Origin of the sequence: Massilia sp. NP310, from assembly GCF_019443485.1 — a bacterium.
Classification (GTDB): Bacteria; Pseudomonadota; Gammaproteobacteria; order Burkholderiales; family Burkholderiaceae_D; genus Telluria; species Telluria timonae.
This window is the reverse complement of the sequence record NZ_CP080379.1, coordinates 1,365,159-1,391,751: the sequence shown is the minus strand read 5'-3', so window position 1 is coordinate 1,391,751 and position 26,593 is coordinate 1,365,159. Positions and strand designations below refer to the sequence as shown.

Sequence of the window (26,593 nt, the reverse complement as noted above, 5' to 3'; positions counted from 1 at the left end):
GGCGCCGCGGCGCTTACTTCGAAATGCGCAGGATGGCCGAGGCCAGGCGCGAGAAGCAGGGCGTCAGGTCGGCGTCGGTGGCGGCGTAGCAGTACATGCCGACCGGTTGTTCCGGCCTGTAGCAACGCTTCGGCGCATCGGCCACGTTGGCCATGCACTTCAGGATCATTTCTCCCGTATTGGCCTTGTCGTAATCGCCGGTCGTCTTCAGCGCCGAGCCCATACCGAGCGTAAACACGAAGATGCCCTCCTCGCGCGCCTTCGCGGCGACCGCTTCCGCGAGGTTGCGCGAAGCGAGCTCGACGTTTCGATCGATGACGTCGAGCGAACTGATATCGGCAGTGACTGTACGCGGATGGCTGCCCACGATGGGAAATTCCCGTTTGTCGTCATGGGCGTTGTACCAGTCCGGCAAGCGCCGCGTCTGCCATGCGCCACTGCGATAGATCTGGCAACCGGTGCTGACTGGGGCCAGGTCGCTGGTCCCGATCTTGTTGAGGCCGACACCGGCCGCATCGATGGCGCCGGCGCTGGTGCAGTCCAGCGGGTTGCGGAAAGTGAATTTCGAGGCGAGGCCGGTCGGGGCGCCGTCCGAGAAGAAGACGATCACGCGCATCGACGAGCGGTTGCTAAGCGGAATAGCGTTCAGTTCATCGCGGGCGTTCCACATCCCCTCGACCGAAGTGGTGCCGCCGTCGAACACATAACCGTCGATATTCTTGGTCAGCGCGCTACGGGTGAACCCCCGCGCCGAGCGGTTGATTGGATTATCGACCTCGGCGCCGTAAGCGAAATGCACCAGCCCGACCCGATCCTGCGTTACATTGAACTTGTTCAGGAAGCTTTTCGCCGAGGTCTTCACGGTAGAGGCCGAACCGAGCAGGGAGCGCGATGTGTCGACCACCAGCATCATGTCGAGGTCGTTGCGGATGGTCTGCGCCGTCGCCACCGGGGTCAGCGACGCGAAGCCCATCACCTGCATGATCGACACCGGCATCTTCGCATCGGCGTCGACGTCGATGATCGCCTGGCCACCCTTGAAGGTCACGTTCGTGCTCAGGATCCTCGGCGCGGAGAGCAGGTAATTGTCGGGGATATTGGCCGCGAAGAAATCCGCTGCTGCGGCGCGCGCGCTCGCGGTCTGCTCGGCCTGGTTATTGCCGGTGGTGACGGCGCGGGCGCCGGCCAGGGCGGCCGAATCGACCGCCGCGTTCAGGCGCGCCTTGATGAGGTAAGCCAGGCCGGCGTCGATGGTCAGGCCCACCACGCCGAGCAGGACGAGCATGGCGATGGCCACCATGATGGCGACAGCGCCGCGCTGCCGGTGAAGAATCGGACGCATATCAGAACACGCTCATGGAATACAGGTCGGGCCCGAAGGTGGGCAGGGCATCCTTGCGGAAGGTAAATGCGCTGACGAGCATGTCGAACTTGTAGAAAGTCTCGACCACGTAGACGATTTCTCCATCGTCGAGTTTGCCCGTCAGTACGGACACGGCCGGTCGCGACGCGCTGCTGATGCTGCTGCACTTGCCGGCGCTGTTCCACGAGCCGCAGGCATAGACGCGGCTGGTGGGCTGGTAAGTGCTCTTTCGGGCGCCGAGGTTGCGCGCGGCGTCGTCCCAGCGGTACTGGTCCAGCACCACGCTGCGCGTTCCGCCCGTCCCGGTCACGCCCATCACGCGCGTAATGTACATCATCCCTTGCTGATTGACATTCAGTGGCGGCGCGCTGGACATCACCGCGTAAATGATGTCCTGGCTGCCGTCCTCGAGGTCGGTGCCGCCGCGCGCCACCAGGTTGGCGCCCTCGCGCCCGATATTGGTCATGATGATGTTCGCCTGCAGTGCCCGGGCGCCGTCGATGGCGCACAGCGCCAGGATCACCAGCATGGGCAGCAGCAGGGCGAGCTCGACCGCCGCAACGCCGCGCTCGGATTTGCGGATTTTCGGTACAGTCATGACGGATTTGCGCATTCTAAATTGCGTCATGGGAATATCTCATTACGCATGGTGGCTGCGACGGAGAAGCGGTAAGTGCCATCGGTGAAAAAGCTCGACAAAATCGGTGTCGTCACCGGCCAGCCGCAGTCGAGCTGGATGACGAGGATATCGCCGGGTGCGCCGAACATGCCCTTGCCGTAGGTCGCATATTTGGTGCCGTTGACCGAGACCTGGGCCGAGGTGCGTTCGAACATCCCCATCGAGTTGTCGCGGATCCTGGCGATGACGACATTGGGATCGGCAGTCTGGCCGGTGATGGCGTAGCGGCCGCCTTCGCGCACCGCATACTGCATCGTCAGGGTCGCGAAGAACATCATGCTGAGCTCGATGATCGCGACCAGCACCAGCAGGAACACCGGTGCAATGATCGCCATTTCGACGATCGTGGCGCCGGACTGACGTCGGGGAAGGGAATACATCGTCATCCAGGAATTTTTACGGAAAGTATGACTTGGCATGCGGTAAGCTTCGGGGATTCTACAGGGCAAAAATCATTTCCCGCATCGCTTTTAGAAAGGATTCAACGCCGCTGTCGGCGCCGCACAACATGAATTGGCTAGCTAGCATCGTCCCTTCCTTCCTTCGTTCAACGGTCCGCGCGCGCACGGGCCAGTCGAGCGCCGAGCAGCGTGTGGCCTCCGCCGACGCCGAAGTGTGGATGGTGTTCGGCATGCGCGTGCTGCTGGCCGTGTCGGCGCTGCTCACGCTGTATATCGGGCCGGGCGGCGTGACGGTCTCGGGCGAATGGACCTGGGCCGTGTTCGCGGCCTATGTCCTGCACAGCCTGACCCTGCTGGCGATCGCCGGCTACCGCGCCGGCTTTTCGCACGGCCCGCTGGTGTACTGGATCGACATCGCCTGGTATGGCGTGATCGTCTGGGCCAGCGGCGGCAGCGCCAGCCCCTTCTTTTCGTTCTTCTTCTTCGCCATCCTGGCCGCCTCGTTCCGCCACGGCTTCGACGCCGGCGCCAAGCTCACCCTCGGTTCGGTCGGCGTGGTGGCGCTGTCGGTGCTGGCGGCGCAGGGCCTGGCGTCGCTGCACATCCTGCTGCTGCGCGCGACCTTCGTGCTGGCGCTCGGCTATATGGTCGCGTTCTGGGGCGGATTGGCGGTCGACCAGCGCCGGCGCCTGGCGTTGCTGCGCGACGTCAGCCGCCTGTCCAATCCGCGCTTCGGGGTGCAGCACACCCTCGACTCCCTGATGGAAAAGATCCTGCGCTTCTACGGCGCCGACAGCTGCGTGCTGCTGATGCAGGACAGCCATGAGCGCTGGGTGATGAGCACCGCCCACCATCCAAAGAGCGCGCGCGCGATCAGCCGCAGCCGGCCGGACGAGGCCGACATCGAGCCGCTGCTCGGGCTCGAGGATGGCGCCAGCCTGTACCAGGCGCCGCCGCGCCACTTCGGCCTGTTCGTGCTGGGCCGGGCCACGGCGCTACACCAGGGCAAGGACACGCGCGAGTGGCGTCGGGCCGATCCCGATGCCTGCGGCCACGTCGCCGACCTGCTCGATGCCGAGGGCTTCATCAGCGCCACGCTGCCTCTGCGCAAGGGCAGAGGCCTGATCATCGTCACCGGCGCGCGGCTCAAGCGCAGCGATGCCAGTTTCCTGAAACACATCGTGCAACAGGCGTTCCCGGTCATCGAAACCATCGACCTGCTCGACCGGCTGGCGTCGGAAGCGGCGTTTCGCGAGCGCCAGACCATCGCCCGCGACTTGCACGACAGCACAATTCAGCCGTATATCGGCCTGCGCCACGCGGTGGCCGCGATCCGCAACCAGGCCGGCGACGACAGTCCGGTCGCGCCCGAGCTGGACCGCCTGATGGCGATGTGCTCGGGCGTGATCGGCGACATGCGCGACTTCGCCCAGCGTTTTCGTAGCGGGCGCCAGGAAGAACCGGAACTGCTGATCGCGCTGCGGCGCCAGCTGCGCCAGGTGGAAACCTTCTATGGCCTGGACGTGATGCTGGAAATGCATGCCGACAGCGGCATCAACGACCGCATGGCGGCCGAGGTGTTCCAGATCGTCACCGAAGGCATCAGCAACATCTGCAAACATACGCGGGCGCGCACGGCCGGCGTGGTGGTCGAAGAAGAGGGCGGTCTGCTTGCCATCGATATTTTCAACCCGGCGGCCGTGGCCGGACAGGCCGCGGCGCCTTTCGTGCCGCGCTCGATCGCCGAGCGGGTCCAGGGCCTGGGCGGCAAGCTGGAGGTCGAGGCCGACGGCCGCCAGACCCTGCTGCGCATCCGCATTCCGATCTGAACACGCCAAGTTTCAAGGAGAACCATGACCATTCGTATCTTGCTGGTCGACGACCATAAAACCATGTTGTGGGGCCTGGAGCGCCTGATCCAGGCCGAGGGCGACGCTTTCCAGCTGGTCGGCAGCGCCAGCGACGGCATCGAGGCCAAGGCCTTGTGCACCGAGTTCAAGCCCGACATCGTGCTGCTGGATCTCGACCTGAAAGGCAGCAGTTCGATCGACTTCCTGCCGGCGCTGATCGAGAACGGGACGAGCAAGGTCGTGATCCTCAGCGCCAACCGTGACCAGGCGACGCTGGCGGCGGCGGTCAAGGCCGGCGCGCGCGGCGTGGTCAGCAAGGAGGCGCCGACCGACGACGTGCTGGCGGCCGTGCGCAAGGTGCATGGCGGGGAATTGTGGCTCGACCAGACGCTGATGCAGGCCCTGCTGGGCCAGCTGGTGGCCCCGAGCACGAAGGCCGATCCGGAAGCCCAGCGGATCGCCTCGCTCACGGCGCGCGAGCGCGAGGTGATCGGCATGATCGTGCAGGGCAAGGGCGCCCTGAACAAGGACCTGGCCGAGCGCGCCTTCATCTCCGAGCGCACGCTGCGCAACCACCTGACGACGATTTACCAGAAGCTGGACGTGGCGAACCGCCTCGAATTATACGTCTACGCCACCAAGCACGGCCTGTCCTGACCGTACCCGTCGGCGCCCCACCCGGGGGCGCCCCACATCCTGTCGTCCCCCTCCCACACGGCGTCCAGGACATATGTCCTAGACCGCCACGGCAAGAAGTCCCCCTCAAAAAGGTAGTTTTGACGGATGGCAACGAAAGTGCCGATCCGTAAGATTCAACTCATGCGCTGCGTATCGTTTCATGCGGTACGGCGGCAAGAGGACAGGAGCGAACGTGTACGACAAGGAAGATAACCCGGAGCAGCATTACGAAAGAAGCGGCAGCCCGGCGATGTCGTACCTGGTCCTGAGCGTCCTGCTCGCAGTCGTCTGCTTCATTGCGGCGCTGGCCGTGTGGACGAGCGCATAAAGCCCAACTCATTCATATCACTGAAAGGAACCACCATGAACTTCATCGCCAACCTGATCAAAGAAGAAGACGGCGTCACCGCAATCGAATACGCACTGATCGCCTCGCTGATCGCCGGCGTCATCATCGCCGCTGTCAGCCTGCTGGGTGGCAACATCAGCACCCTGTTCAATACCCTGGCCGCCCGTATTTCGGCGAAGACCCCGACCGGCGCCTGATCGTCGTTTAGCGGCCGCCGCCAGTCGGCCCCCATCCGGCACGGAAGTTTCGTGCCGGATTTTTTTTGACCGGAGCCAAACTTGACAACCCTGCCACTCCTGCTGCTGTTTGCACTGCTCGGCGCTGCCGTCTGGCACGACGTGCGTGCGCGCCGCATCCCGAATGCCATCGTGTTTCCCGGCATGCTGGCGGCGTTCGCGCTGCACGCGCTGCTGCCGCAGGGGCAGGGCCTGTTCGGACCGCAGGCAGGTAGCCTGGGCCTGCTGCAGTCGCTGGGCGGCTGGGGCCTGGGCCTGGCGCTGCTGCTGCCGATGTATGCGCTGCGCCTGATGGGCGCCGGCGACGTCAAGCTGCTGGCGATGGTGGGCGCTTTTGTGGGCGCCGGCCAGATTCTGACCGTGGGCCTGGTCACGCTGGTGGCCGGCGGCCTGCTGGCGCTGGCGTTCGCGGCATGGCAGGGCAGTCTGCGCCGTCTGGTCGGCAATGCTTACCACATGGCCATGCACAGCGCTTTTTCGGCACTGGCAGGCAGCATCGCCGCGCCGGTCACGCCGCCGGAGGCAGCCAGCGGCCGCCTGCCGTACGCGGTGGCAATCGCCGTCGCCACGGTCGGCTGCGTGCTGTGGATCCGTGTGCACGGGGAGCTGCCGTTGTGAACCAGACCGTGAGCGACAACCTCCTGGCCCCGGCCGACAATCGCGCCCCGCGCACCGTCGACGAGACCGGCCTGCCGTTCCTGTTCCTGGCCGAACTGATCTCGAAAGTGCTGTTCCAGCGCGGCCAGCTGCGCCTGGCCGAACTGGCCAGCCACCTGAAACTCAATGTCAGCGTCATCGATCCACTGCTGGCATTCCTGCGCGCCGAGAAGCTGTGCGAGATCGCGCGGGTGGGAAGCAGCGGCACCGACGCCGACCTGTCGTACATCCTGACCGACGCCGGCCGCGCGCGCGCCGCCAATGCGGTCGCCCGCAACGCCTATGCCGGTCCGGCGCCGGTGACCCTGGCGGCCTATACCGCCCAGGTGCAGGCCCAGAGCGTGGCGGCGATGCAAGTGACGCGCGCCGCCATGGCCGCCGCCTTCGAGGGCGTGGTGGTCAATCCGCTGGTCCTCGACCAGCTGGGCGCGGCGATGAATTCGGGCCGCGCGATCTTCTTGCACGGCCTGGCCGGCAGCGGCAAGACCTACCTGGCCGAGCGCCTGCGCGACCTGCTGGTCGGCACGATCGCGGTGCCGCACGCCCTGATGGTGGACGGCGAGGTGATTCCCTTCTTCGACGCCGTGCAGCACGTGGCGGCCGACGAAGGCGTGGCCCCGGGCCTGGGACTGGATCGCGGCAGCGCGCCGGACGCGCGCTGGGTGCGCGGCGTGCGCCGTCCCGCGGCGCTGGCCGGCGGCGAGCTGACCCTGGACATGCTGGACCTGCGTTTCGACCCGCATACCCGCCTGTACCAGGCGCCGCCGCACCTGAAGTCGAACAACGGCATCTTCATCATCGACGACCTGGGGCGCCAGCGCTGCACCCCGGAAGCCCTGATGAACCGCTGGATCGTGCCGATGGACCGCAGCGTCGATTACCTGACCCTGCACACCGGCCACAGCTTCCAGATTCCGTTCGACGTGATCGTCGTGTTCTCGTCGAACTTCGTGCCGCAGCGCCTGTCGGACGGCGCTTTCCTGCGCCGCCTGGGCTACAAGATCGAGGTGCCGGCGGCGTCGCTCGATGAATACGCGACACTGTTTCGCCAGGCCTGCGCCGGCGCCGGTGTGACGTTCGACGCAGCGGCGTTCGACTACCTGCTGGCGCGCCACGGCGAGCGCAAGGTGCCGCTGCTGGCCTGCTATCCGCGCGACCTGGTGCGCCAGCTGCGCGACCTGGCGCGCTACGAGGAGCGCGCACCCGAATTGAACCGCCAGACCATCGACTGGGCCTGGGACAACTATTTCGCTGCCGGCGCCGCCGGCCGCCCCTTGGAGCTTGAGCGCCGCGAACGCGGCGCCGTGGAGTACGACAATGCGTAAATCTGTGACAAGTTCGCGAGCCTTCCTGATCATCGGCGTGGCCCTGGTGCTGGCGCTGGGCGCGGTCGTGATGGCCGCCAAATGGATGGGCGAGCAAGGCCCGTCCGGCACCCGCGTCGTGGTGGCGGTCGCCAACATCAACCAGGGCTCGCGCCTGGCGCCCACCAGCCTGCAACTGGCCGACTGGCCGGCGACTTCGGTGCCGCCGGGCGCGATCCTTGATCCCAAGGCCCTCGAAGGCCGCATCGCGCGCGCCGAGATCCTGGTCGGCGAGCCGGTGACCGAATCGAAACTGGCGCCGAAGGGCACCCTGGGCGGCCTGTCGGCCGTGGTCAGCGCCGGCAAGCGCGCCATGACGGTGCGCGTCAACGACGTGGTCGGCGTGGCCGGCTTCGCGCTGCCCGGCAACTACGTCGACATCCTGGTCAACCTGCAGGCCACCGGCAGCGACCTGGCTGCCTCGCCGTCGATTTCGAAGATCGTGCTGGAACGGATCCTGGTGCTGGCCGTGGCCCAGGAATCGACGGTCGACGACAGCAAGCCGCGCGTGGTGAACGCCGTGACGCTCGAACTGACCCCGGAAGAGGTCGAAAAGCTCGACCTGGCGCGTTCGATCGGCGAACTGTCGCTGGTGCTGCGCAACCAGGTCGACCCGCAGCCGGCGGCCACCACCGGCGCCACCCGCGAGTCGGTGCTGGGCCTGCCCGAGCGCAGCCCGGCGCCGGCGCCTGCGGTCGCCCACGAACCTGCCCATGAACCGGCGCCGCGTGCGGCAGCCCCGGTGCGCCAGAGCGCCCCGCGCGGCGACGGCGTGCTGGTGATCCGCGGCCTGGACGCCGCTTCGCAAAGCTTTTGATTGAAGACCCCATCATGAATCCATCGTTCAATAAAACCCTGCTGGTGTCGAGCCTGACCCTGGCGCTGGCGGTACAGGCCGGCCTGGCATCCGCCGCCGACTGCATCGACCTTCGCAGCGACGCCGCTCCGCGCCTGGAGCTGGTGCGCGGCAAATCGGTCATCAAGCGCTTCTGCACGCCGGCCAGCCAGGTCACCGTGGGCGACCCGCAAGTGGCCAACGTGGTGGTCCCGAATTCGGGCGAGGTGGTGATCGTGGCGCGCAGCGTCGGCACCACGAACCTGATCGTGTCGGGCCGCGACAAGAAGTCGACCGTGATCGACATCGCCGTCGGCGTCGACACCTCGGCCCTGCGCAGCCAGTTCGACACCCTGTTCCCGCAAGAGAAGGACGTGCGCATCGGCAGCAGCGGCAACGCCCTGATCCTGTCCGGCATGGTGAGCGACGCCGCCGTGGCCAGCCAGCTGGTGGAGCTGGCGACGGCCTTCCAGGCGATCGGATCGTCCGGCGCCGACTCCAACAGCGGTGCGGGCAGCCCGTCGCCGGCCGGCGTCGGCGCTCCCGCGGCCGCAAGCGCCGGCGGCGCGGCGCCGTCGGCTGGCGCCAAGGTGCTCAATATGCTGTCGATCGCCGCCCCGCAGCAGGTGATGCTCGAAGTGAAGATCGCCGAAGTGTCGAAGTCGCTGGTCGACCAGCTGGGCGCCAAGGCGGGCTACACCAAGACCAACGGCAGCTGGACCTATGGCGTGGTTTCGAGCCTGCTGAGCGGCGGCGCCGGCTCGATCGGCGGCGTCGGCGCCGGCATCAAGGAACTGACGATCGACGGCGAAAAGCGCGACGGCCTGGTCAAGATCCTGGCCGAGCCGAACGTGATGGCCGTCAGCGGCCAGGAGGCGAGCTTCCTCGCCGGCGGCAAGATCTTCATTCCGGTCGCCCAGTCGTCCGGCGGCGGCACGCCCACCATCACGCTCGAAGAAAAAGAATATGGTGTCGCCGTGAAGTTCACCCCGACCGTGCTGGCCGGTGGCCGCATCAACCTGCGCGTGGCGCCCGAAGTGTCGGAACTGAACCGCGAAGGCATCGGCATCTCGACTGGCGGCAGCGGCAACGCGAGCGCGATCCTGCCGTCGTTCACCACCCGCCGCGCCTCGACCACGGTGCAGCTGCTGGACGGCCAGAGCTTCGCCATCGGTGGCCTGATCCGCAACAACGTGACCAGCAACATCAAGCGCTTCCCCTTCCTGGGTGAAGTGCCGGTGCTGGGCACGCTGTTTCGCAGCAGCGACTTCCAGAACGACCGCACCGAGCTGGTGTTCATCGTGACGCCGCGCCTGGCCAAGCCGATGGAAGCCGTGCCGGCCCTGCCGACCGACCACTACGTGCAGCCGAGCCGCACCGAGTTCCTGCTCGGCGGCCAGCATGAAGGCAAGCGCGCCACTTCCACTTCGAAGGAATGATCATGAAAACCATCCTGTGCGCCAGCCTGCTGGCCTCCCTGGGCATCCTGGCCGGCTGCGCCACCGAGGGTCCTGCCACCAATGGCGACAGCGTGCGCGCCATGATCGCGAGCCAGACGGTGCCGCCGCAGCCGCGCGTGGAGCGCGGCAGTGACGCCCGCGCCGCGGTCGCCGCCTATGCCAATTACCAGAACTCCTACGTGACGCCGACCTCGCAGGGCGACGCCAGCGCGTTCGGCAAATAAGAGACCAGAGAGCCACCATGAAGATCGCAGTCCTTTCGCGCGACGAGCGCCACCTGATCGAGCTGTCGCGCCAGTTGCGCGCCCGGCCGGGCAGCGACGAAGTCGACATGATCGCCGGCACCGCCGCGCGCCTGTCGACCATGGCCGACGAGGCCGTGCCCGACCTCCTGATCGTCGATGCGCCGCGCGCCGACGAAGGGGAGCTCGACCAGCTGGAGCGCCTGGGCCACCTGTTCCCGCGCATGGCCTTCATCGTGCTGTCCGAAGACCAGTCGCAGGACTTCCTGCTGCGCGCGATGCGCGCCGGCGTGCGCGAGGTGCTGGCGGCCCGTCCGCAGCCCGCCGACCTGATCGCGGCGGTCGACCACGTCGCCGAAAAGCTGGGCAGCCAGGGCGCGGCCCAGGGCCGGGTGCTGGCCTTCATCTCGTGCAAGGGCGGCAGCGGCGCGACTTTCCTGGCCACCAACCTGGCCTATGCCCTGAGCGCCGGCGGCGCCAAGCGCGTGGCGCTGATCGACATGAACCTGCAGTTCGGCGACGCCTCGCTGTTCGTCTCGGACAGCAAGCCGCTGGCCACGCTGTCCGACGTCGCGACGCAGATCCACCGCCTGGACCCGTCCTTCCTGTCCTCGAGCATGGTCAGCGTCACGCCGAACTTCAGCGTGCTGGCCGCGCCGTCCGATCCGGCCCACGCCAGCGACGTCAAGCCCGAGCACATCGACGCCATCATCAAGCTGGCGCGCCGCCAGTACGACTTCATCGTGCTCGACGTCGGCCGCAGCCTGGACCCGGTCAGCATCCGCGCGCTGGACCATGCCGACACCATCTACCCGGTGCTGCAGACCACCTTGCCCTATATCCGCGACGGCAAGCGCCTGTTGACGGTGTTTCGCAACCTGGAATACGGCAGCGACAAGGTGGAGCTGATCGTCAACCGCCACGACAACAACAGCGACATCCGCCTGAAGGACCTCGAAGAGGCGTTCGACACCACGCAGCTGCGCACGATGCCGAACCACTACGACGCCGCCGCAAAGTCGGTCAACCAGGGCGTGCCGGTCACGCGCCTGGCGCCGGACAGCCAGCTGAGCCTGGCCTTGATGACCATGGCGCGCGGCCTGACCGGCGAAGCCGCGCCGGTGCAGAGCGCGGGCCTGATGGCGCGCCTGTTCAAACGGCGCAAGACCGACGTCTGAGATAGAGAAAGACCGACATGAACCCGATGCCCCCAGCCTCCCTGCGTGAACGCCTGGCCAGCATGAACGGCGGCGCCGCCACGAGCATTGGCGCCGGCGCCATCGCGCGTCCGGTCGCCCAGCGCGGCGGCCCGATCGACAACCGCGCCTACCACCAGCTCAAGGCCCGCATCCACGAGGCGCTGCTCGACCGCGTCGACCTGGAAAGCATGCAGCGCCTGAACCAGGACCAGATCCGCCAGGAGCTGCGCCTGCTGGTCGAGCGCCTGCTCGAAGAAGAGATGGTCGTCATCAACGACGCCGAGCGCAAGACGCTGACCCGCGACATCCAGAACGAGATGCTGGGCTTCGGTCCGCTGGAGCCGCTGCTGGCCGATCCGAGCGTGTCGGATATCCTGGTCAATACCCACAAGCAGGTCTACGTCGAGCGCCGCGGCAAGCTGGAACTGACCGACGTCACCTTCACCGACGACGCCCACCTGATGAAGATCATCGACAAGATCGTCTCGCGCGTGGGCCGCCGCATCGACGAATCGAGCCCGATGGTCGACGCTAGATTGCCGGACGGCTCGCGCGTGAACGCGATCATCCCGCCGCTGGCGATCGACGGTCCGGTGATGTCGATCCGCCGCTTTTCCGCCGATCCGCTGCGCCTGGCCGACCTGGTCTCCTACGGCAGCATGACGGCCGACATGGCCGAGGTGCTGCAGGGCCTCGGCAAGGCCAAGGTCAACATCCTGATCTCGGGCGGCACCGGCAGCGGCAAGACCACCATGCTCAACGTGATCTCGGGCTTCATCAGCCATAGCGAGCGCGTGGTGACGGTGGAAGACGCGGCCGAGCTGCAGCTGCAGCAGCCGCACGTGGTGCGCCTGGAGACCCGTCCCGCGAATATCGAGGGCAAGGGCGAAGTGAGCCAGCGCGCGCTGGTCAAGAACGCGCTGCGGATGCGCCCCGACCGCATCATCCTGGGCGAGGTGCGCGGCGAAGAGGCGATGGACATGCTGGGCGCCATGAACACGGGCCACGAAGGCTCGATGGCGACCATCCACGCCAACACCCCGCGCGACGCCCTGACGCGCCTGGAGAACATGATCAGCATGGCCGCGCCCAACCTGCCGCCGAAGGCGATGCGCCAGCAGATCGCGTCCGCGGTCGGCGTGGTGGTGCAAGTCTCGCGCCTGACCGACGGCAAGCGCAAGGTGCTGTCGATTTCGGAAGTGACCGGCATGGAAGGAGAGGTGATCACGATGCAGGAGATCTTTACCTTCCGCCAGACCGGCGTGGCCGACGACGGCGCCGTGATCGGACAGTCGAGCGCCACCGGCGTGCGTCCGCATTTCGCCGAGCGCCTGCGCACCTTCGGCGTGAACCTGGCGCCGCACATCTTCGAGCCGCGCTTCTAAGCCCGCTGAGCGAAAACCGACATGGACACCACCTTCATCCTGTTCATCCTGATGCTGTTCGCGGCCATCATGCTGCTGGTCTGGGGCGTGTACGCCGCCTGGCAGGCCAGCCGCGACCCCGAGGCCGAGCGCGTCGCGCGGCGCCTGCGTAGCGTCATCAAGAGCGATACCCGCCAGGAAGACGTCACCATCACCAAGGATCGCCGGCTGTCCGACAATCCCGAGCTCGAGCCGCTGCTGCGCCGCCTGCCGCTGGCGCGCCGCCTCGACCGCATGCTGGTGCAGGCCGGCAGCGGCCAGCTGGTGGCATCGCTGCTGGCCGTGTGCGCCGCCTGCTTCGGCGCCGGCCTGGTGGCCGCGCTGGCGCTGCGCCTGCCGCTGCCCGCGGTGCTGGGCTGCGCGCTGGGCGCAGCCGGCCTGCCGCTGCTGCGCCTGGTGCGCGCGCGCGACCAGCGCATGGTGCGCTTCGAGCGCCAGCTGCCCGAGGCGCTGGACATGATGGGCCGCGCGATGCGCGCCGGCCATGCCTTTCCGACCGCGCTCAAGCTGGTGGCCGATGAAGTGGCCGCGCCGTTGGGCGAGGAATTCAAGACGGCCTTCGACGAAGTGAACTTCGGCGTCTCGATGGCCGACGCGCTGAACAACCTGGCGCAGCGCGTGCCGAGCATGGACTTGCAGTACTTCGTGGTGGCGGTGCTGATCCAGCGCGAGAGCGGCGGCAACCTGACCGAGCTGCTGTCTTCCATCGCCACCATCGTGCGCGACCGCCAGAAGCTGGCTGGCCAGGTGCGCGTGCTGTCGGCGGAAGGGCGGATCTCGGCCTGGGTGCTGTGCCTGCTGCCGTTCGGCGCCGGCACCATGATGTACGCGGTCAATCCGGAGACGATGGGCGTGCTGGTGAACGATCCGGTGGGGCGCCAGCTGACCGGCGCGGCGCTGGGCATGATGGCTTTCGGGGTGCTGGCGATCCGCAAGATCGTGCGCATCCGCATGTAAGAACTCTCAGGATCAACAAGATGACGATGCCTCAAATCGTGATGCTGGCGGCGATGTTCGTGCTGGTGTTCGGGATTGCCGTGGCGGCCATGCTGCTGCTGACGCGCGATCCGGTGAAGGCGCGCCTGGTGGCGCTCGACGAACGCGACACGCCCCGGGCCAGCCGCGCCGACGGCTGGCGCGAGCGCCTGGCGCACCTGGCCGAGCCGCTGGCCAGGCTGTCGGTGCCGGCCGAGGGCTGGGAAACCTCGCCGGTGCGCCTGCGATTCATCAACGCCGGCTGGCGCGCGCCGTCGGTGCCGGGCCTGTTCCACGCCGGGAAGACCGCGCTGACGATCGGCCTGCCGCTGATGGTGTATATCGCTCTGCCGCACCATAACGAGCGTCCGCTGGTGCTGACCTTCCTGTACTTGGTGGGCTCGGCCGCCATCGGCTACTACGTGCCGGACATCGCCCTCAAGCGCCGCATCGCCAACCGCCAGCGCGAGATCTTCGAGAGCTTCCCGGACGCGCTGGACCTGATGACGGTGTGCGTCGAGGCGGGCCTGGCGATGGATGCCGCGCTGGCGCGGGTGGGCAACGAGATCGGCCTGAAAAGCCCGGTGCTGGCCGAGGAGCTGCAGCTGGTGACGCTGGAACTGCGCGCCGGCAGCAGCAAGGAAAAAGCGCTGCGCAACCTGGCCCTGCGCACCGGCGTCGAGGACGTCGACGCGCTGGCCAAGATGCTGATCCAGGCCGAGCGCTTCGGCACCAGCATCGGCACCGCGCTGCGCGTGCAATCCGAACAACTGCGCACGCGGCGCCGCCAGCTGGTCGAGGAAAAGGCGGCCAAGATCGCGACCACGCTGCTGTTTCCACTGATCTTCTGCATCTTCCCGGCGCTGCTGGTGGTGCTGCTGGGACCGGCGGTATTGCAGATCATGCGGTCGGTGATGACGGTGGCGACCTGATCGCAAGATAGATGATTTGTGAATGGCGATCATCATGGATCGCAATTTGATTTCTATCTCAGGGAGCGCATACTGGAGTCATACCAGATCACACACGAAAGAAAATCATGTCGACCCTGTCGCTCCGCCCAAGTTTCGTTGCTCAACTGTCCGCCTTCGCTGACACCCTCGCCAACTTCGTGCGCGCGAAAGCAGCTCCTGGCGCCGTCGCCCGCAGCGCCGATGCCGGCGACGTCTGGGCCCTGTACCGCATGACCCGCGGCGCCGATGCCGTCTCTCCGGCCGTCGCCCGCCGCCTGGAAGCGCACGCGCAAGCGAAGTAATCGCGCTGCGCCAGCTTGACGACGCCCCGCCTCGAGCGGGGCGTTCTGTTTATGGCGCTTCCGACGGTTCGTGGAACTCGTCCGCCCGCGAGAACAGGTCCCAGGCCGCGATGAACAGCGCCGCGATGACCGGCCCGATCACGAAACCGTTCAGGCCGAACAAGGCCATGCCGCCCAGCGTCGACAGCAGGATCACGTAGTCCGGCAGCTTGGTGTCCTTGCCGACCAGGATCGGGCGCAGGATGTTGTCGACCAGGCCGATCACCAGCACGCCATAGGCGGCCAGCACGACACCCTGCCAGATGTCGCCGGTCGCCAGGAAGTAGACGGCCACCGGCGCCCACACCAGGGCCGCGCCGACCGCCGGCAGCAGCGACAGGAAGGCCATCACCACGCCCCACAGCAGCGCGCCGCTGACATCCAGCGCCCAGAAGATCAGGCCACCCAGCGCCCCCTGGGCCATCGCCACCAGCACATTGCCCTTGACCGTGGCCCGGATCACCGTGGTGAAATTCTGGAACAGGCGGCCCTTGTATTCGCTTGACAAGGGCACCGCGCGCTGGATGCGCGCCGCCAGGATGCGGCCGTCGCGCAGCAGGAAGAACAGCAGGTACAGCATGATGGTCATGCTGACCACGAAGTCCAGCGTATTGCGGCCGATATTGAGGGCATAGTGCGCCGTGGCCTGGCTGATCTGGGCCGCGCCTTCGGTGATCTTTTCCTGCAGCGAAGCCAGGTTCGTCAGTTCGAAACGTTCGAGCAGCGAGATCGCCCAGTCCGGCAGCGCCCGGATCACGAGGTTGAAGTAAGAGGCAAAATTTACCTGGCCGGCGCTGACGCGGGCGTAGATGGCGGTGACTTCATTGATCAGCGACGAGGTGATCAGGGCCAGCGGGAACAGCACCATCAGGACGATCACCAGCAGCGAAAGCAGGGCGGCGGCGGTTGGCCGCCCTTTGGTCGCGCGCAGCAGGCGCGATTGCAGCGGTGCGAACAGGATGGCGAACACCACGCCCCAGAACACGGCCCCGGAATAGGGCAGCAGCACCCAGAAGAATGCGATCGTCACGATCGCCAGTAACAGGAGGAAGGAGTTCTGCGGCAGCGTGTATTGCTTCATCGGCGGGGTGGAAGTGGTTGATGTTTCCTGATGATAAACCATGCCATCCCCTATATGACCGCCTTTTGCGTGGCGCGGTACGCCAGCTAACATATGTTTCGACTTTTGGTGAAGTGTCGCTTGTTGACCACGAAGTCATTTCAATCGTGCGCATTGTTTAAATGACATCTTGCGATAATAAATGTCGCCGCGTCAAGACGTAGTCTGGCGGGCCTTGAATAACATTTTTTATCGGAGAGCTCCATGTCCCGCACCGCGTCGCGCACCACCCTGTCCACCGTTCACACCACACTCGTCTCGGCCCTGAAGGGCGCCATCCTGCTGGGCGCGGCAAGCGCCGGCATGGCACAGGCCCAGCAGTCGCCAGCCCTCGACCGCATGAGCATCTCGGCCGGCGCCTTCTACGCCGAGCCGAAGATCCACCTGGGCGGCGACACCGACTACGGCCGCATCGACACGCCCGACGAAAAAATCGACGACGTCACGCTGCCGCGCGTGAAGGCCGAGATGCTGATCGGCGACAGCCATGGCCTGTCGTTCGACTACTTCCGCTTCGACGAAGACTGGGCCGGCAGCGCCAGCGGCGACACCGTCTACGAGGGCCGTCCGGTCAGCGGCACCATCACCGCCGACGCCGACCTGCGCCTCGAAATCGCCCGCTTTGCCTATAAATGGTGGATGGGCAAGGAACGGAATGCCTTCGGCGTCGGCCTGGGCGCGGCCTACCTGCGCGCCAAGATCTCGGGTTCGGCCGAGGCCAACCTGAGCGCCTCGAATCCGGTCGAGAACTACGCGTTCAGCGGTTCGGCCTCGGGCAGCGACAGCGTCTGGGCGCCGACCGTCGAGCTGGCATGGCGCCATCAGTTGAATGAGCAATGGCGCTTCTACGTCGACGCGTCCGGCATCAAGAAGAACGGCGGCACGGTCGAGGGCCATATCTGGAACGGCGCCGTCGGCGTCGAATGGTTCCCGCACAAGAACGTCGGCCTGGTGCTCGACTACAACGTGCAGAAGATCGACCTGCACCGCAACGGCGACCGCACCGCCGACCTCGACCTGAAACTGAAGGGACCGTCGGCCTTCGTCAAGGTCCGCTTCTGACCCACCGGACACACGCGATACGATCGAAAAGACACGCTCAATTGCTTCCGGTCATAATACATAGTGCGAAAGCACTAATGTAGCAGAGCGAGGAGAACGATTGAGCGCGGAGCATCTGATCGGCTGTCATGACTGCGGTTGCCTGTACCACCGGGAGCCGCTGAACTCGTGCGAGCGCGCGCGCTGCACGCGCTGCCGCCACGAACTCTACCGCTGGCATGCCGGCGGGCCGTTGCGCCGCGCCGACTCGCTGGTGGCGCTGACCCTGGGCGCCGTGCTGGTCTACCTGCTGGCCCAGAGCTTTCCGATCGTCACCCTCGAACTGGGCGGCATGGCGACCGGCGCCACCCTGCTGCGGGCGGTGGCCGTGCTGTGGGACGCGGGGATGCAGGTGGTCGCGGCCATGGTGCTGTTGTGCGCCATCGTGTTCCCGGGGCTGGAACTGGGCGCGCTGCTGTACGTCGCCATCGGCCTGCGGCGCGGCCGGCGCGTTCCCGGCTTCGATCTCGTGCTGCGGGTGGTCCAGGGCGCGCGCTATTGGGCCATGACCGAGGTGCTGATGATCGGCATCCTGATCACGGTCATCAAGATGACCAGCCTGGCGCGGGTCGTGCCGCATCCGGGGCTGTTCGCCTTCGGCGTACTGACCATCCTGTGCGCGCTCGTGATGCGCTACGAACCCAAGGCGCTGTGGGAGCTGGCCGACCGCCTGGCGCCGCGCCCGCGGCAGGAAGCCGGGGCCTACTCCGTCGCCCACGCGCCGGACAGCCTCGTATCCTGCCGCGCCTGCGGCCTGGTCAACGGCCACCCCTGGCAGCGCTCGAAGGACGGTGTTTGCCACTGCCGCCGCTGCGGCGCCGCGCTGCACCGCCGGATCCCGAACAGCATCGGCTGGACCTGGGTGATGCTGGCCGCGGCCACGCTGCTCTACATTCCCGCCAACCTGCTGCCCGTGATGTACTCGCGCATGATCGGCGGCGGCGCCGAGGGCGACACCATCATGAGCGGCGTGCTGCTGTTCTGGAACACCGGCTCGCCCGGCCTGGCCATCATCATCTTCATCGCCAGCATCGTCGTGCCGGTGTCGAAGCTGGTGGCGCTGGCCTGGCTCAACGCCACCGCCCAGCTGCGCTCGCGCGCCGCGCCGCTGGCGCGCACCCGCGCCTACCGGGCGGTGGAATTCGTCGGCCGCTGGTCGATGCTCGACATCTTCGTGGTCGCGCTGACCGTGGCCCTGGTGCGCTTCGATGCGCTGGTCACGATCACCGCCGGCCCCGGCGCGATCGCTTTCGGCTGCGTGGTGATCCTGACCATGGTCGCCTCGCACCAGTTCGACCCGCGCCTGATCTGGGACCCTATTGAATCGAATGGAGAACGACATGTCTGAACCGGACGGCGCCCGACCGCCGCAGGGGCCTACCTCGCCCGACGTCGACCGCCCGAGCCGCTGGCTGCCGTCGCTGATCTGGCTGATCCCGCTGCTGGCGGCCATCATCGGCGCCTGGCAGGTGGTCGAATGGGTGACCAACAAGGGGCCGACCGTCTACGTGTATTTCGCCACCGGCGAAGGCCTGGAGGCCAACACCACCCGGGTCAAGTACAAGGACGTCGACATCGGCCGGGTGGTGTCGGTGACGCTGGCCGAGGACGGCAACCGGGTGGTGGCCAAGATCGAGATGGCCAAGGAGGCCGGCCGCTTCACCGCCAAGGATTCGCGCTTCTGGGTGGTGCGCCCCCAGATCGGCGCCAGCGGCGTGTCGGGACTCGGCACCTTGCTGTCCGGCCCCTATATCGGCGCCGCGCCCGGCACGTCCGAGGATTCCAGCAATGCCTTCACCGGCCTGGAGACGGCGCCGCCGATCCCGATCGGCCTGAAGGGCCGTGAATACCTGCTGCACGCCGACAGCCTGGGCTCGGTGGCGCCCGGCTCGCCAGTCTACTTCCGGCGCGTGCGCGTCGGCCAGGTGGCCAAGGTCGAACTGGACAAGGCCGGCCAGGGCATCGACATGTCGGTGTTCGTCGAGGAGCCGTATATCGGCTTCGTTGGCATGGACACCCGCTGGTACCACGCAAGCGGCGTCGACCTGCGCCTGGACGCGAGCGGCCTGAAGCTCAATACCCAATCGCTGGCGGCGCTGGCCACCGGCGGCATCGCCTTCGAGTCCACCGACGGCAGGAAGCCGGCCGCGCCCGCGCCGGCGGGCAGCCGCTACCGCCTGGCCGAGGACCGCGCCGCGGCCTTGCGCCCGCCGGACGGCCCGGCCACCAGCGCGGTGCTGTACTTCGACCAGACGCTGCGCGGCCTGGCGCCCGGCGCGCCGGTGGACTTTCGCGGCGTGGCGCTGGGCGAGGTGCGCACCGTCGGCATCGAATGGGATCGCGAGCGCCGCCGCTTCAATATGCCGGTGACGATCGATATGTACCCGGGCCGCCTGGGCCAGGACTTCATGAACGCCCTGAACCAGGGCCGCGAGGGCAAGGACATGATGGGCATGATGGTGGGCCGCGGCCTGCGCGCGCAGCTGCGCAACGGGAACATCCTCACCGGCCAGCTGTACGTGGCGCTCGACTTCTTCCCCAACGCGGCCAAGGCCACGATCGGCCAGCAGGGCGAGCTGGTGGTGCTGCCGACCGTGCCGGGCCAGCTCGACGAGCTGCAAAGCCAGGTGGCGCGCATCGCCAACAAGCTGGACAAGGTGCCGTTCGACGAGATCGGCGCCAACCTGAACCGCACGCTGGCGCAGGCGAATACGACCCTGTCGCGCCTCGAAGGCGAGGTGCTGCCGGAGATGACGGGCACGCTCAGCGCCGCTAAAGCTACCTTTGCGCGCGCCGAGAACCTGCTGGCGCAGGACTCGCCGCTGCAGTCCGACTTGCGCCAGGCGCTGCAGGAAGTGACGGACACGATGGCCAAGCTCAATGCACTGGCCGACTACCTCGAACGCAATCCGCAGTCGATCATCCGCGGCAAACCCCAGGAGAAGAATTGATGATGCCGTATACCAGCCCATGGCGCCTGATTGCGACCGCTTCGTTCACGGCCGCGCTGGCCGCCTGCAGCAGCACGCCGGTCGACCGCTTCTATACCCTGGGCGGCGGTTCGGCGACGGTCACGCCGCCGGCGGCCGGCGCCGCGCCGTTGTATTTCGAGATGCGGCCGGTGACGGTGCCGGCCCAGCTGCGCCGGCCGCAAATGGTGGTCAGCACCGGCGAAGGCACGATCGACCTCGAGGAACACCACCGCTGGGCCGGGCCGCTGGCCGAGGAGATCGGCAACAGCCTGTCGCTCAATATCGCGGCCCGGCTGGGAGGAGTCGACGTCTATCGCAGCGCGGCGCCGGACGACAGCGCGGTGTACCGGATCGGCGCCGACGTCCAGCGCTTCGAATCGCGTCCGGGCGCCTATGCCCTGGTCGACGCCGTGTGGAGCGTGCGCCGGCTGGATGGCAGCGCGGTGCAGACCTGCCGCAGCGTGTTCCAGGAGCCGGTGGGGACAGGTCACGACGCGCTGGTGGCCGGCCACCGCGCGGCGTTGGACAAGCTGGCCGCGGCGATCGCGGCCAATGTGCGCGGCCAGGCGGAAGGACGGGCGCCGGGCTGCTGATCTGCAGTCATGCCGGATGCATGATTTGCGCCCGGATGGCGCCGAATCATGGACAGGGCGTATATGGGCACGTAGACTGCGCCTAGTTTCCACTAGGCAAGCTCTTCAGATTGCATGCGTCGTCGTCGGCACACCGAGTCTCGTATCACCTTCCGTATCCAGGGTCGTCTGCGCCGGCGCGCCCTGCAGGCGGCGCTCCTCGCCAGCCTTGCGGCTTGCCAGACGGCGCCGCCTTCCGGGCCGCTGAATGCGCCGCCCGGGACGCCGGATGCCGGGGCCGGGCTGGCGCCGTTTTCCACGGATGGCTGCAGCCGTTTTCCCGACCGTAGTCCGGGAGGAGGAGCCGACTGGTGCGGGTGCTGCGTGGCGCACGACCTGGCCTATTGGCGCGGCGGCAGCGCCGGCGAACGCCTGGAAGCCGACCGCGCACTGCGGTCCTGCGTGAGCGCGGCGTCGCACAGCCCGCTGCTGTCCCGGATCATGTATGCGGGCGTGCGCCTCGCGGGCGGCCCCTATCTGCCGACGTCGTTCCGCTGGGGTTACGGCTGGCCGTATGGCCGCGCCTACCAGCCGCTGGACGAGCGCGAGGAAGCGCAGGTCACGCCCTTGCGCGACGCCTATCTGGCCCGGAACCGGACGCTGACGTGCAGCCGGGACGCCCACTGAATTCATTTCACCACCACCAGGACGATCATCCATGCACCTCACTTACAAGTTCGCCTGCCTTGCTGCCCTGGTCGCGCTTGGCGGTTGCGCATCGCAATCGGCGTCGCGGATGGGGCAGGCGGCCACCGCGCCGCTGGCCGACCTGAACATCTCGAAAGCGGATATTCCGGCCGTACTGGTCACGGCAAAGGAAAACCCCTATCTGATGCCGGCGGCCCGCAACTGCGTTGCGCTGGCGCTGGAGATCAGGGCGCTCGACGAGGCGCTGGGCGCCGACCTCGATACCCCGGTGACGGAGGGCGATCCGTCGCTGATGGACCGAGCATCGGGCATCGCCCATGACCAGGCGGTCGGCGCGGTGCGCCGGACAGCCGAGGGCCTCGTGCCGTTCCGTGGCTGGGTGCGTAAGCTGAGCGGCGCCGAGCGCCATTCGAAGCACCTGACCGAGTGCGTCATGGCCGGCTCGGTACGGCGCGCTTTCCTGAAAGGCATCGCCGCGTCGCAGGCCTGCGCCTGGCGGGATGCCGCGCCGGCGAGCCTGTAGCGAGGAGCCGGCATGTCGACCTCTTGCGTCTTTCCCGTCCTGCGCCAGTCGGTGGCCGGAGCGCTGCTGATGGTGACGATCCAGGTAGCCGCCGGACCGCTCGACCTGGACGATCCCAATCAAGCGATGTCCATGGCGGGACTGGTCTGTCTCGACAGCCATCCTGGCGCCGAGCGCACGCCCGTGGGCAGCCGATCGATCGGACACCCCGAGTTCAACGAATGGATGACCGCCTTGAAAGCGCATGTCGGCAGTTGCTTCAGCGCGCGGCGCTGGGTCACGCCGCCCATGTGTAAGGTTTTGCTGGACAAGACGATGTCCGAAATGACCGACGAAGAGATCACGGACTTCCAGAAGAGGTTCCGCGCCGAGCTGGGCGCTATGACGGAAATGCGGGCCTGCTGGGACAGGCAGCAGGCTGCTTCCGGCGCCCAGCGGGAAAATTGACGCTGTTTCTTGCCGGTTAACCGTACAGCCCGGCAGCCGACGTACGACCGGCCGCCGGACCGTTCAGGGAATCAGGCGTGCGGTGCGCAGGCGTGCGAACAGGTCGTGGAACGAATCGTCGGTGGCCTGGTAAGCCGTAAAGCCGAGGCGCCGGCTGTTGGCCATATCGGTCATCACCTCCAGCGGCCGGCCCAGGTCGAGGTCGGTATGCCAGGGCGAGGCCAGGCGATCCAGGTCGGCCTCGACCAGGCCGTGGCGCGCGGCGATCTCGCGCCACACGGCGTGGTCGTTCGCCATCGCGGCCTCCAAAGGCTGGATGGCGCCGTTGAAGCCGGCCGCTTCCACGCCGAAGAAGGCGGCCAGTTTGGGCCACAGCCAGCTCCAGCGGAACACGTCGCCGTTGACGATATTGAAGGCTTCGTTGCGCGCGGCGTCGGTATCCGCCGCCCACACCAGCTGTTTGGCCAGCATGCGCGCATCGGTGACGTCCGACAGGCCATTCCACTGCGCGCTTGACCCCGGAAACTGGAAGGGGCGCCCGGTCTCCTTGCAGATGGTCGCGTACACGGCCAGGGTGGTGCCCAGGTTCATCGCATTGCCGACCGCCAGGCCGATCACCGTGTGCGGACGGTGCACGCTCCAGGTGAAGCGGTCGCGTTCGGCCGCGGCATAGACTTCGTCTTCCTGCGCATAATAGAAATTCTCGAGCGGCAGGCGCGGCTGGCTCTCGCGCAACGGGGTGTCGGGCAGGGTGCCCGAGCTGGCATAGGCTTCGAACGGCCCCAGGTAGTGTTTGAGGCCGGTGACCAGCGCCACGTGGCGCACGCTCTTTTTTGGCGCCAGCGCATCGAGCAGGTTGCGCACCAGGCCGGCATTGACGCGGATGTTCTCGGCTTCGGTGTCCTGGCGCATCCAGGTGGTGATGAAGACGTGGGTCGGCGCGACGTCGGCCAGCGCGGCGCCCAGCGCTGCCGGGTCGAGCAGGTCGGCCGCCACGTGGCGTACGGCGGGCAGGTCTTGCGGCGCGCGGCGCGACAGGCCGAACACGTCCCAGCCCGCGGCCAGCAGTTCGCGTGCCACGTGGTTGCCGCCGATGCCGGTGACGCCGACGACCAGTGCGGTTCGTTTCATGTGTTGACTCCCGATGTGACAATTGGCCCTCATTCTACCGGCTGGCGGAAATCGACGTTGCAGGCTCAATGCAAACGGGGCGCCGCATCGCTGCGGCGCCCCGTCGGGGTCAGCGCTTCAGGACATCAGAAGCGGTAACGCAGGGTCAGCGAGGTGTTGCGCGGCGCACCGTAGGTGAGCTGGTTGAAGGCCGAGAACATCGCGAAGTGGGTCTCGTCGGTCGCGTTGCTGACGTTGAGCTGGGCCGACAGCTGCTTGGTGAAGTCGTAGCGCGCCATCAGGTTGACCAGGGCGAACGAATCCTGCTCGATGCGGCCGTCGATGCCAGGGGCCACGGTGCCGTCGATCGTGTAGGTGCTGCCTTCCCAGTTGACGCCGCCACCGATGGTGAGCTTGCTCCACGCGCCCGGCAGGCGGTAGGAAGCGAAGGCGCGCAGGGTTTTGCGCGGGTAGATCGAGTTGAAGTCGATGCCGGTCGCATCCTTGGCGCGGAAGATCGCGTAGCCGATGCTGGCGTTCAGGCCAGAGACGATCTCGCCCGAGACGTCCAGTTCGATGCCCTTGCTGGTGGCGCCGTCCGCAGCGCGGTAATAGGTCTCTTCCAGCAGTGGGCCGGTGGGGCCGTCACGATCGATACGGCCGGCGGCCTGGCCCAGCTTGTCCTGCTTCAGGTGGAACACGGCCAGCGAAGCGTTCACGCGGCGGTCGAAGAACTCGCCCTTGATGCCGGCCTCGCTCGCCTTGCCCTCGATCGGGTCGAGCAGGTTGTTGGACAGGTCGCGCAGGTTCTGCGGCTGGAAGATGCTGGTGTGGCTGGCGTACAGCGAATAGGTGTCGTTCAGGTCGAACACCAGGCCGGCGTACGGCGTGATCTCGTTCGAGTGCTTGATCTCGTACGAGGCTTCCCACGCGCCGCCGCCTGACTTCTCGTACTTGGTCACGCGCGCGCCGACGATGGCCTTGAGGCGGTCGGTAAGCGAGAAGCGCGCCATGCCGTACAGGCCTTGCTGGGTCGTTTCGCTGTCTTGATAACGGGCTTGTGCGCCCCAGGTCGGGACCGGGTAGGCAGCCGGATTCCAGGTGTTGAAGTTGTCGACCGGCGGCGCCACGCCTTCGGGCAGGCCAGGGAACTGCGCCAGGCGGTTGTTCGAATAGAAGTCGGTCTTGGCATGCAGGTAGCCGATGGCTGCCTGGTGCTCGCGGCCGAAGGCCGAGAACGGGCCGCTGGCGTGGATGCCGAAGTCCTTCTGCTTGGTCTGGATGACGTAGGAGCCGGCGAAGGTGCCGATGCCGGCGCCGGTCACGCGATCCGGCACGCCCGACAGGTACAGCAGGCGCGAATCGCCGTCGCGGGTGGCGTCGGTATAGGTGAAGCGCAGGTTCCAGCCGTTGTCGAAGCGGTGCTCGTAGTCGGCGAAGAAGTTGTCGTACTGGTTGTCGTAGCCGGCCCATGGGGTGCCGGTGGTCAGGGAGCGGTCTTCAGGGATGACCGAGCCATCGGTGTAGCGGTACGGCAGGCCGCCCCACATCGGGCCACGTGGGCTCATCTTCTGGCGGCTGAAGCCGGCCGAGAAGGTGCCGTCGCGGCCGATGTCGGCTTCGATCGTGCCGTAGAAGGTGCGGTCCTTGTTCTCCAGGTGCTGGACCCAGCTTTCGCCTTCGCCGTATTCGCCGACGAAGCGGCCGCGTACGCTGCCCGATTCGTTCAGCGGGGTCGAGACGTCGGCCATGATGTGGCGCTGGTCCCAGCGGCCGACGGTGGCTTCGATACGGCCGGCCAGCTTCTTGCTGAAGGCGCGCTTGCGCACCAGGTTCAGCGCGGCCGATGGCGTGCCGGCGCCGGTCATCAGGCCGGTCGCGCCGCGCACCACTTCGACGCGGTCGTACAGGGCCAGGCTGCCCAGCACCTCGCCGGCGCTCCAGGCGGCGTCCCAGGTGGTCGGGATGTTGTCGATCTGCAAGTTGGTGACTTCGAAGCCGCGCGCCGTGAAGCTGCCGCGGTGGGTCTCGTACTGGTTGACCGAGACGCCGGTGACGTTGTTGACGACGTCGGTGATGGTGAGCAGGCCCTGGTCTTCGATACGCTGCTGGGTGATGACCGAGACCGATTGCGGGGTGTCGCGCAGCGACATGTCGAGCGGGGTCGCGGTGCGGGTGCGGCCGATGGTGTACGAGCCGACGTCGTCGGCCAGTTTCTGGGCCTGCACCTGCACCTGGGGCATCGAGGTGGTGCCGGCGGCGGTGTTGCTCTCGGTGGACTGCGCTTGAGCGATGAACGGGAGCGCGAGGCCCACACAGACCGTCAGGGTCTTCAATTTACGGCTTCCGTTGGCGCTGACCTGCTTTTCCATCTTTTTTCCTGTTTTTAACGATGAGTGGGTGGCTGACCAGCGCTCGAGGAGCACATGTCTACCTATGACGAATAAATGCGACTACGAATGATAACGATTCTCATCTATTTATGTCAATGTATGGCGATTGCATTGTTTAGTTATCGGAAGAATTGTGCAGTTGCGTGGATAGTATTGGCAGCGATCGGGGCTGTATCTGGATGAGCGAAGGGGCTAAGCTGGCGTCACTTCAGAAACCGAAAGGACATCAAATGGACAAACCAGAATTCTTCGTCACCCCGGGCTACGGCGAGATGTTCTACAAGAAGCTGGGCTATTCTCAGGCCGTGAAGGTAGGGAACCGCGTCGAGATATCGGGCCAGGGCGGCTGGACCGACGAGCTGCAGTTCCCGGACCGGCTCGAGGACGAGATCGAACTGGCCTTCAAGAACGTCGAGCGCGTGCTGGCGGCGGCCGGCGCCAGCTGGGAGCACGTGATCCACGTGAATTCCTACCACGTGGGCGGCTTTCCTCCCGAGACCAACGAGACGATGGCAAGGCTGTTCCGCAAGTACATGCCAAACCGGGCGCCGATCTGGACCGAGCTGGGTGTGGCCGAGCTCGGCGCCCCAGGCATGCGGATCGAGATCCGGGTGACCGCGATCATCGAGTGATCGTCATGG

The 26,593-nt window shown here is 66.8% G+C and carries 28 protein-coding genes; 22 read left to right on the top strand and 6 right to left on the bottom strand.

The genetic code is table 11. The features are described from left to right. Positions 1–13 precede the first annotated feature (13 nt). From KY496_RS06215 to KY496_RS06205, 3 genes are read right to left on the bottom strand one after another with little or no spacing between them, the layout of a single operon-like run. Complete coding sequence (locus KY496_RS06215) at positions 14–1,342, bottom strand: TadE/TadG family type IV pilus assembly protein (protein ID WP_040778056.1); 1,329 nt, start codon at positions 1,340–1,342, stop codon at positions 14–16. A 1-nt stretch (position 1,343) separates the two neighbouring features. Beyond that, a complete protein-coding gene (locus tag KY496_RS06210; protein ID WP_157225725.1) occupies positions 1,344–1,961 on the bottom strand; it encodes a TadE/TadG family type IV pilus assembly protein in 618 nt (205 codons plus the stop codon). A gap of 26 nt (positions 1,962–1,987) precedes the next feature. Continuing rightward, a complete protein-coding gene (locus KY496_RS06205) occupies positions 1,988–2,428 on the bottom strand; it encodes a TadE/TadG family type IV pilus assembly protein (protein ID WP_174348364.1) in 441 nt (146 codons plus the stop codon). Between the two features lie 122 nt (positions 2,429–2,550). Between KY496_RS06205 and KY496_RS06200 the strand changes: the two genes are divergently transcribed. From KY496_RS06200 to KY496_RS06140, 14 genes are all read left to right on the top strand, one after another. Further along, complete coding sequence (locus KY496_RS06200) at positions 2,551–4,272, top strand: sensor histidine kinase (protein ID WP_005670495.1); 1,722 nt, start codon at positions 2,551–2,553, stop codon at positions 4,270–4,272. 24 nt (positions 4,273–4,296) lie between these two features. Then, on the top strand, positions 4,297–4,950 hold the full coding sequence (locus tag KY496_RS06195) for a response regulator transcription factor (protein WP_219864226.1): 654 nt from the start codon (positions 4,297–4,299) through the stop codon (positions 4,948–4,950). A gap of 214 nt (positions 4,951–5,164) precedes the next feature. Next, positions 5,165–5,299, top strand: a complete 135-nt coding sequence (locus KY496_RS27290; RefSeq protein WP_267871923.1) for a hypothetical protein — start codon at positions 5,165–5,167, stop codon at positions 5,297–5,299. A gap of 35 nt (positions 5,300–5,334) precedes the next feature. Continuing rightward, positions 5,335–5,517, top strand: a complete 183-nt coding sequence (locus KY496_RS06190) for a Flp family type IVb pilin (protein ID WP_005670498.1) — start codon at positions 5,335–5,337, stop codon at positions 5,515–5,517. An 81-nt stretch (positions 5,518–5,598) separates the two neighbouring features. Further along, positions 5,599–6,174 carry a prepilin peptidase gene (locus KY496_RS06185; RefSeq protein WP_005670499.1) on the top strand — a complete coding sequence of 192 codons (576 nt, stop codon included), beginning with the start codon at positions 5,599–5,601 and terminating at the stop codon, positions 6,172–6,174. A gap of 8 nt (positions 6,175–6,182) precedes the next feature. Next, positions 6,183–7,538 carry an ATP-binding protein gene (locus KY496_RS06180; RefSeq protein ID WP_229520443.1) on the top strand — a complete coding sequence of 452 codons (1,356 nt, stop codon included), beginning with the start codon at positions 6,183–6,185 and terminating at the stop codon, positions 7,536–7,538. A 4-nt stretch (positions 7,539–7,542) separates the two neighbouring features. Beyond that, complete coding sequence (cpaB, locus tag KY496_RS06175; protein ID WP_370662014.1) at positions 7,543–8,394, top strand: Flp pilus assembly protein CpaB; 852 nt, start codon at positions 7,543–7,545, stop codon at positions 8,392–8,394. Positions 8,395–8,408: 14 nt separating this feature from the next. After that, a complete protein-coding gene (locus KY496_RS06170) occupies positions 8,409–9,851 on the top strand; it encodes a type II and III secretion system protein family protein (protein WP_005670503.1) in 1,443 nt (480 codons plus the stop codon). A gap of 2 nt (positions 9,852–9,853) precedes the next feature. After that, positions 9,854–10,096: a hypothetical protein gene (locus KY496_RS06165; protein WP_071362613.1), complete on the top strand. Its 243-nt coding sequence runs from the start codon at positions 9,854–9,856 to the stop codon at positions 10,094–10,096. A gap of 17 nt (positions 10,097–10,113) precedes the next feature. Further along, complete coding sequence (locus tag KY496_RS06160; protein WP_005670508.1) at positions 10,114–11,292, top strand: AAA family ATPase; 1,179 nt, start codon at positions 10,114–10,116, stop codon at positions 11,290–11,292. 17 nt (positions 11,293–11,309) lie between these two features. Next, entirely contained in the window at positions 11,310–12,698 is a 1,389-nt protein-coding gene (locus tag KY496_RS06155; protein WP_005670511.1) for a CpaF family protein, read from the top strand. A 21-nt stretch (positions 12,699–12,719) separates the two neighbouring features. Then, positions 12,720–13,694 (top strand): type II secretion system F family protein, encoded by a 975-nt coding sequence (locus tag KY496_RS06150; RefSeq protein ID WP_219864223.1) that lies wholly within the window; start codon positions 12,720–12,722, stop codon positions 13,692–13,694. A 20-nt stretch (positions 13,695–13,714) separates the two neighbouring features. Beyond that, positions 13,715–14,644, top strand: a complete 930-nt coding sequence (locus tag KY496_RS06145) for a type II secretion system F family protein (protein WP_219864222.1) — start codon at positions 13,715–13,717, stop codon at positions 14,642–14,644. A 107-nt stretch (positions 14,645–14,751) separates the two neighbouring features. Next, complete coding sequence (locus tag KY496_RS06140) at positions 14,752–14,967, top strand: hypothetical protein (RefSeq protein WP_219864221.1); 216 nt, start codon at positions 14,752–14,754, stop codon at positions 14,965–14,967. A 49-nt stretch (positions 14,968–15,016) separates the two neighbouring features. Here KY496_RS06140 and KY496_RS06135 read toward each other — a convergent pair whose 3' ends face one another. Further along, positions 15,017–16,087: an AI-2E family transporter gene (locus KY496_RS06135; protein ID WP_005670517.1), complete on the bottom strand. Its 1,071-nt coding sequence runs from the start codon at positions 16,085–16,087 to the stop codon at positions 15,017–15,019. 243 nt (positions 16,088–16,330) lie between these two features. Between KY496_RS06135 and KY496_RS06130 the strand changes: the two genes are divergently transcribed. The 7 genes from KY496_RS06130 to KY496_RS06100 all read left to right on the top strand — a co-directional run bounded on the left by KY496_RS06130 (position 16,331) and on the right by KY496_RS06100 (position 22,449). After that, the gene (locus tag KY496_RS06130; RefSeq protein ID WP_219864220.1) at positions 16,331–17,188 is read left to right on the top strand and encodes a hypothetical protein; all 858 of its coding nucleotides are present in this window, start codon (positions 16,331–16,333) and stop codon (positions 17,186–17,188) included. 100 nt (positions 17,189–17,288) lie between these two features. After that, entirely contained in the window at positions 17,289–18,575 is a 1,287-nt protein-coding gene (locus KY496_RS06125; RefSeq protein WP_005670526.1) for a paraquat-inducible protein A, read from the top strand. Further along, the gene (locus KY496_RS06120) at positions 18,568–20,178 is read left to right on the top strand and encodes an intermembrane transport protein PqiB (RefSeq protein WP_005670527.1); all 1,611 of its coding nucleotides are present in this window, start codon (positions 18,568–18,570) and stop codon (positions 20,176–20,178) included. The genes KY496_RS06125 and KY496_RS06120 overlap by 8 nt, the downstream gene beginning before the upstream one ends. Next, a complete protein-coding gene (locus KY496_RS06115; RefSeq protein WP_005670528.1) occupies positions 20,178–20,792 on the top strand; it encodes a membrane integrity-associated transporter subunit PqiC in 615 nt (204 codons plus the stop codon). The genes KY496_RS06120 and KY496_RS06115 overlap by 1 nt, the downstream gene beginning before the upstream one ends. A 114-nt stretch (positions 20,793–20,906) precedes the next feature. Continuing rightward, positions 20,907–21,458, top strand: a complete 552-nt coding sequence (locus KY496_RS06110; RefSeq protein WP_219864219.1) for a DUF1353 domain-containing protein — start codon at positions 20,907–20,909, stop codon at positions 21,456–21,458. Positions 21,459–21,489: 31 nt separating this feature from the next. Then, the gene (locus KY496_RS06105) at positions 21,490–22,002 is read left to right on the top strand and encodes a hypothetical protein (protein WP_005670530.1); all 513 of its coding nucleotides are present in this window, start codon (positions 21,490–21,492) and stop codon (positions 22,000–22,002) included. 12 nt (positions 22,003–22,014) lie between these two features. Beyond that, positions 22,015–22,449, top strand: coding sequence for a hypothetical protein (locus KY496_RS06100; protein WP_219864218.1), 435 nt, complete (start codon positions 22,015–22,017; stop codon positions 22,447–22,449). Positions 22,450–22,512: 63 nt separating this feature from the next. On the opposite strand, the gene KY496_RS06095 is transcribed toward KY496_RS06100, so the two are convergent. After that, a complete protein-coding gene (locus KY496_RS06095) occupies positions 22,513–23,580 on the bottom strand; it encodes an SDR family oxidoreductase (RefSeq protein WP_005670533.1) in 1,068 nt (355 codons plus the stop codon). A 125-nt stretch (positions 23,581–23,705) separates the two neighbouring features. Next, complete coding sequence (locus tag KY496_RS06090; RefSeq protein ID WP_005670534.1) at positions 23,706–25,931, bottom strand: TonB-dependent siderophore receptor; 2,226 nt, start codon at positions 25,929–25,931, stop codon at positions 23,706–23,708. 251 nt (positions 25,932–26,182) lie between these two features. Between KY496_RS06090 and KY496_RS06085 the strand changes: the two genes are divergently transcribed. Beyond that, entirely contained in the window at positions 26,183–26,584 is a 402-nt protein-coding gene (locus tag KY496_RS06085; protein WP_005670536.1) for a RidA family protein, read from the top strand. Positions 26,585–26,593 lie beyond the last annotated feature (9 nt).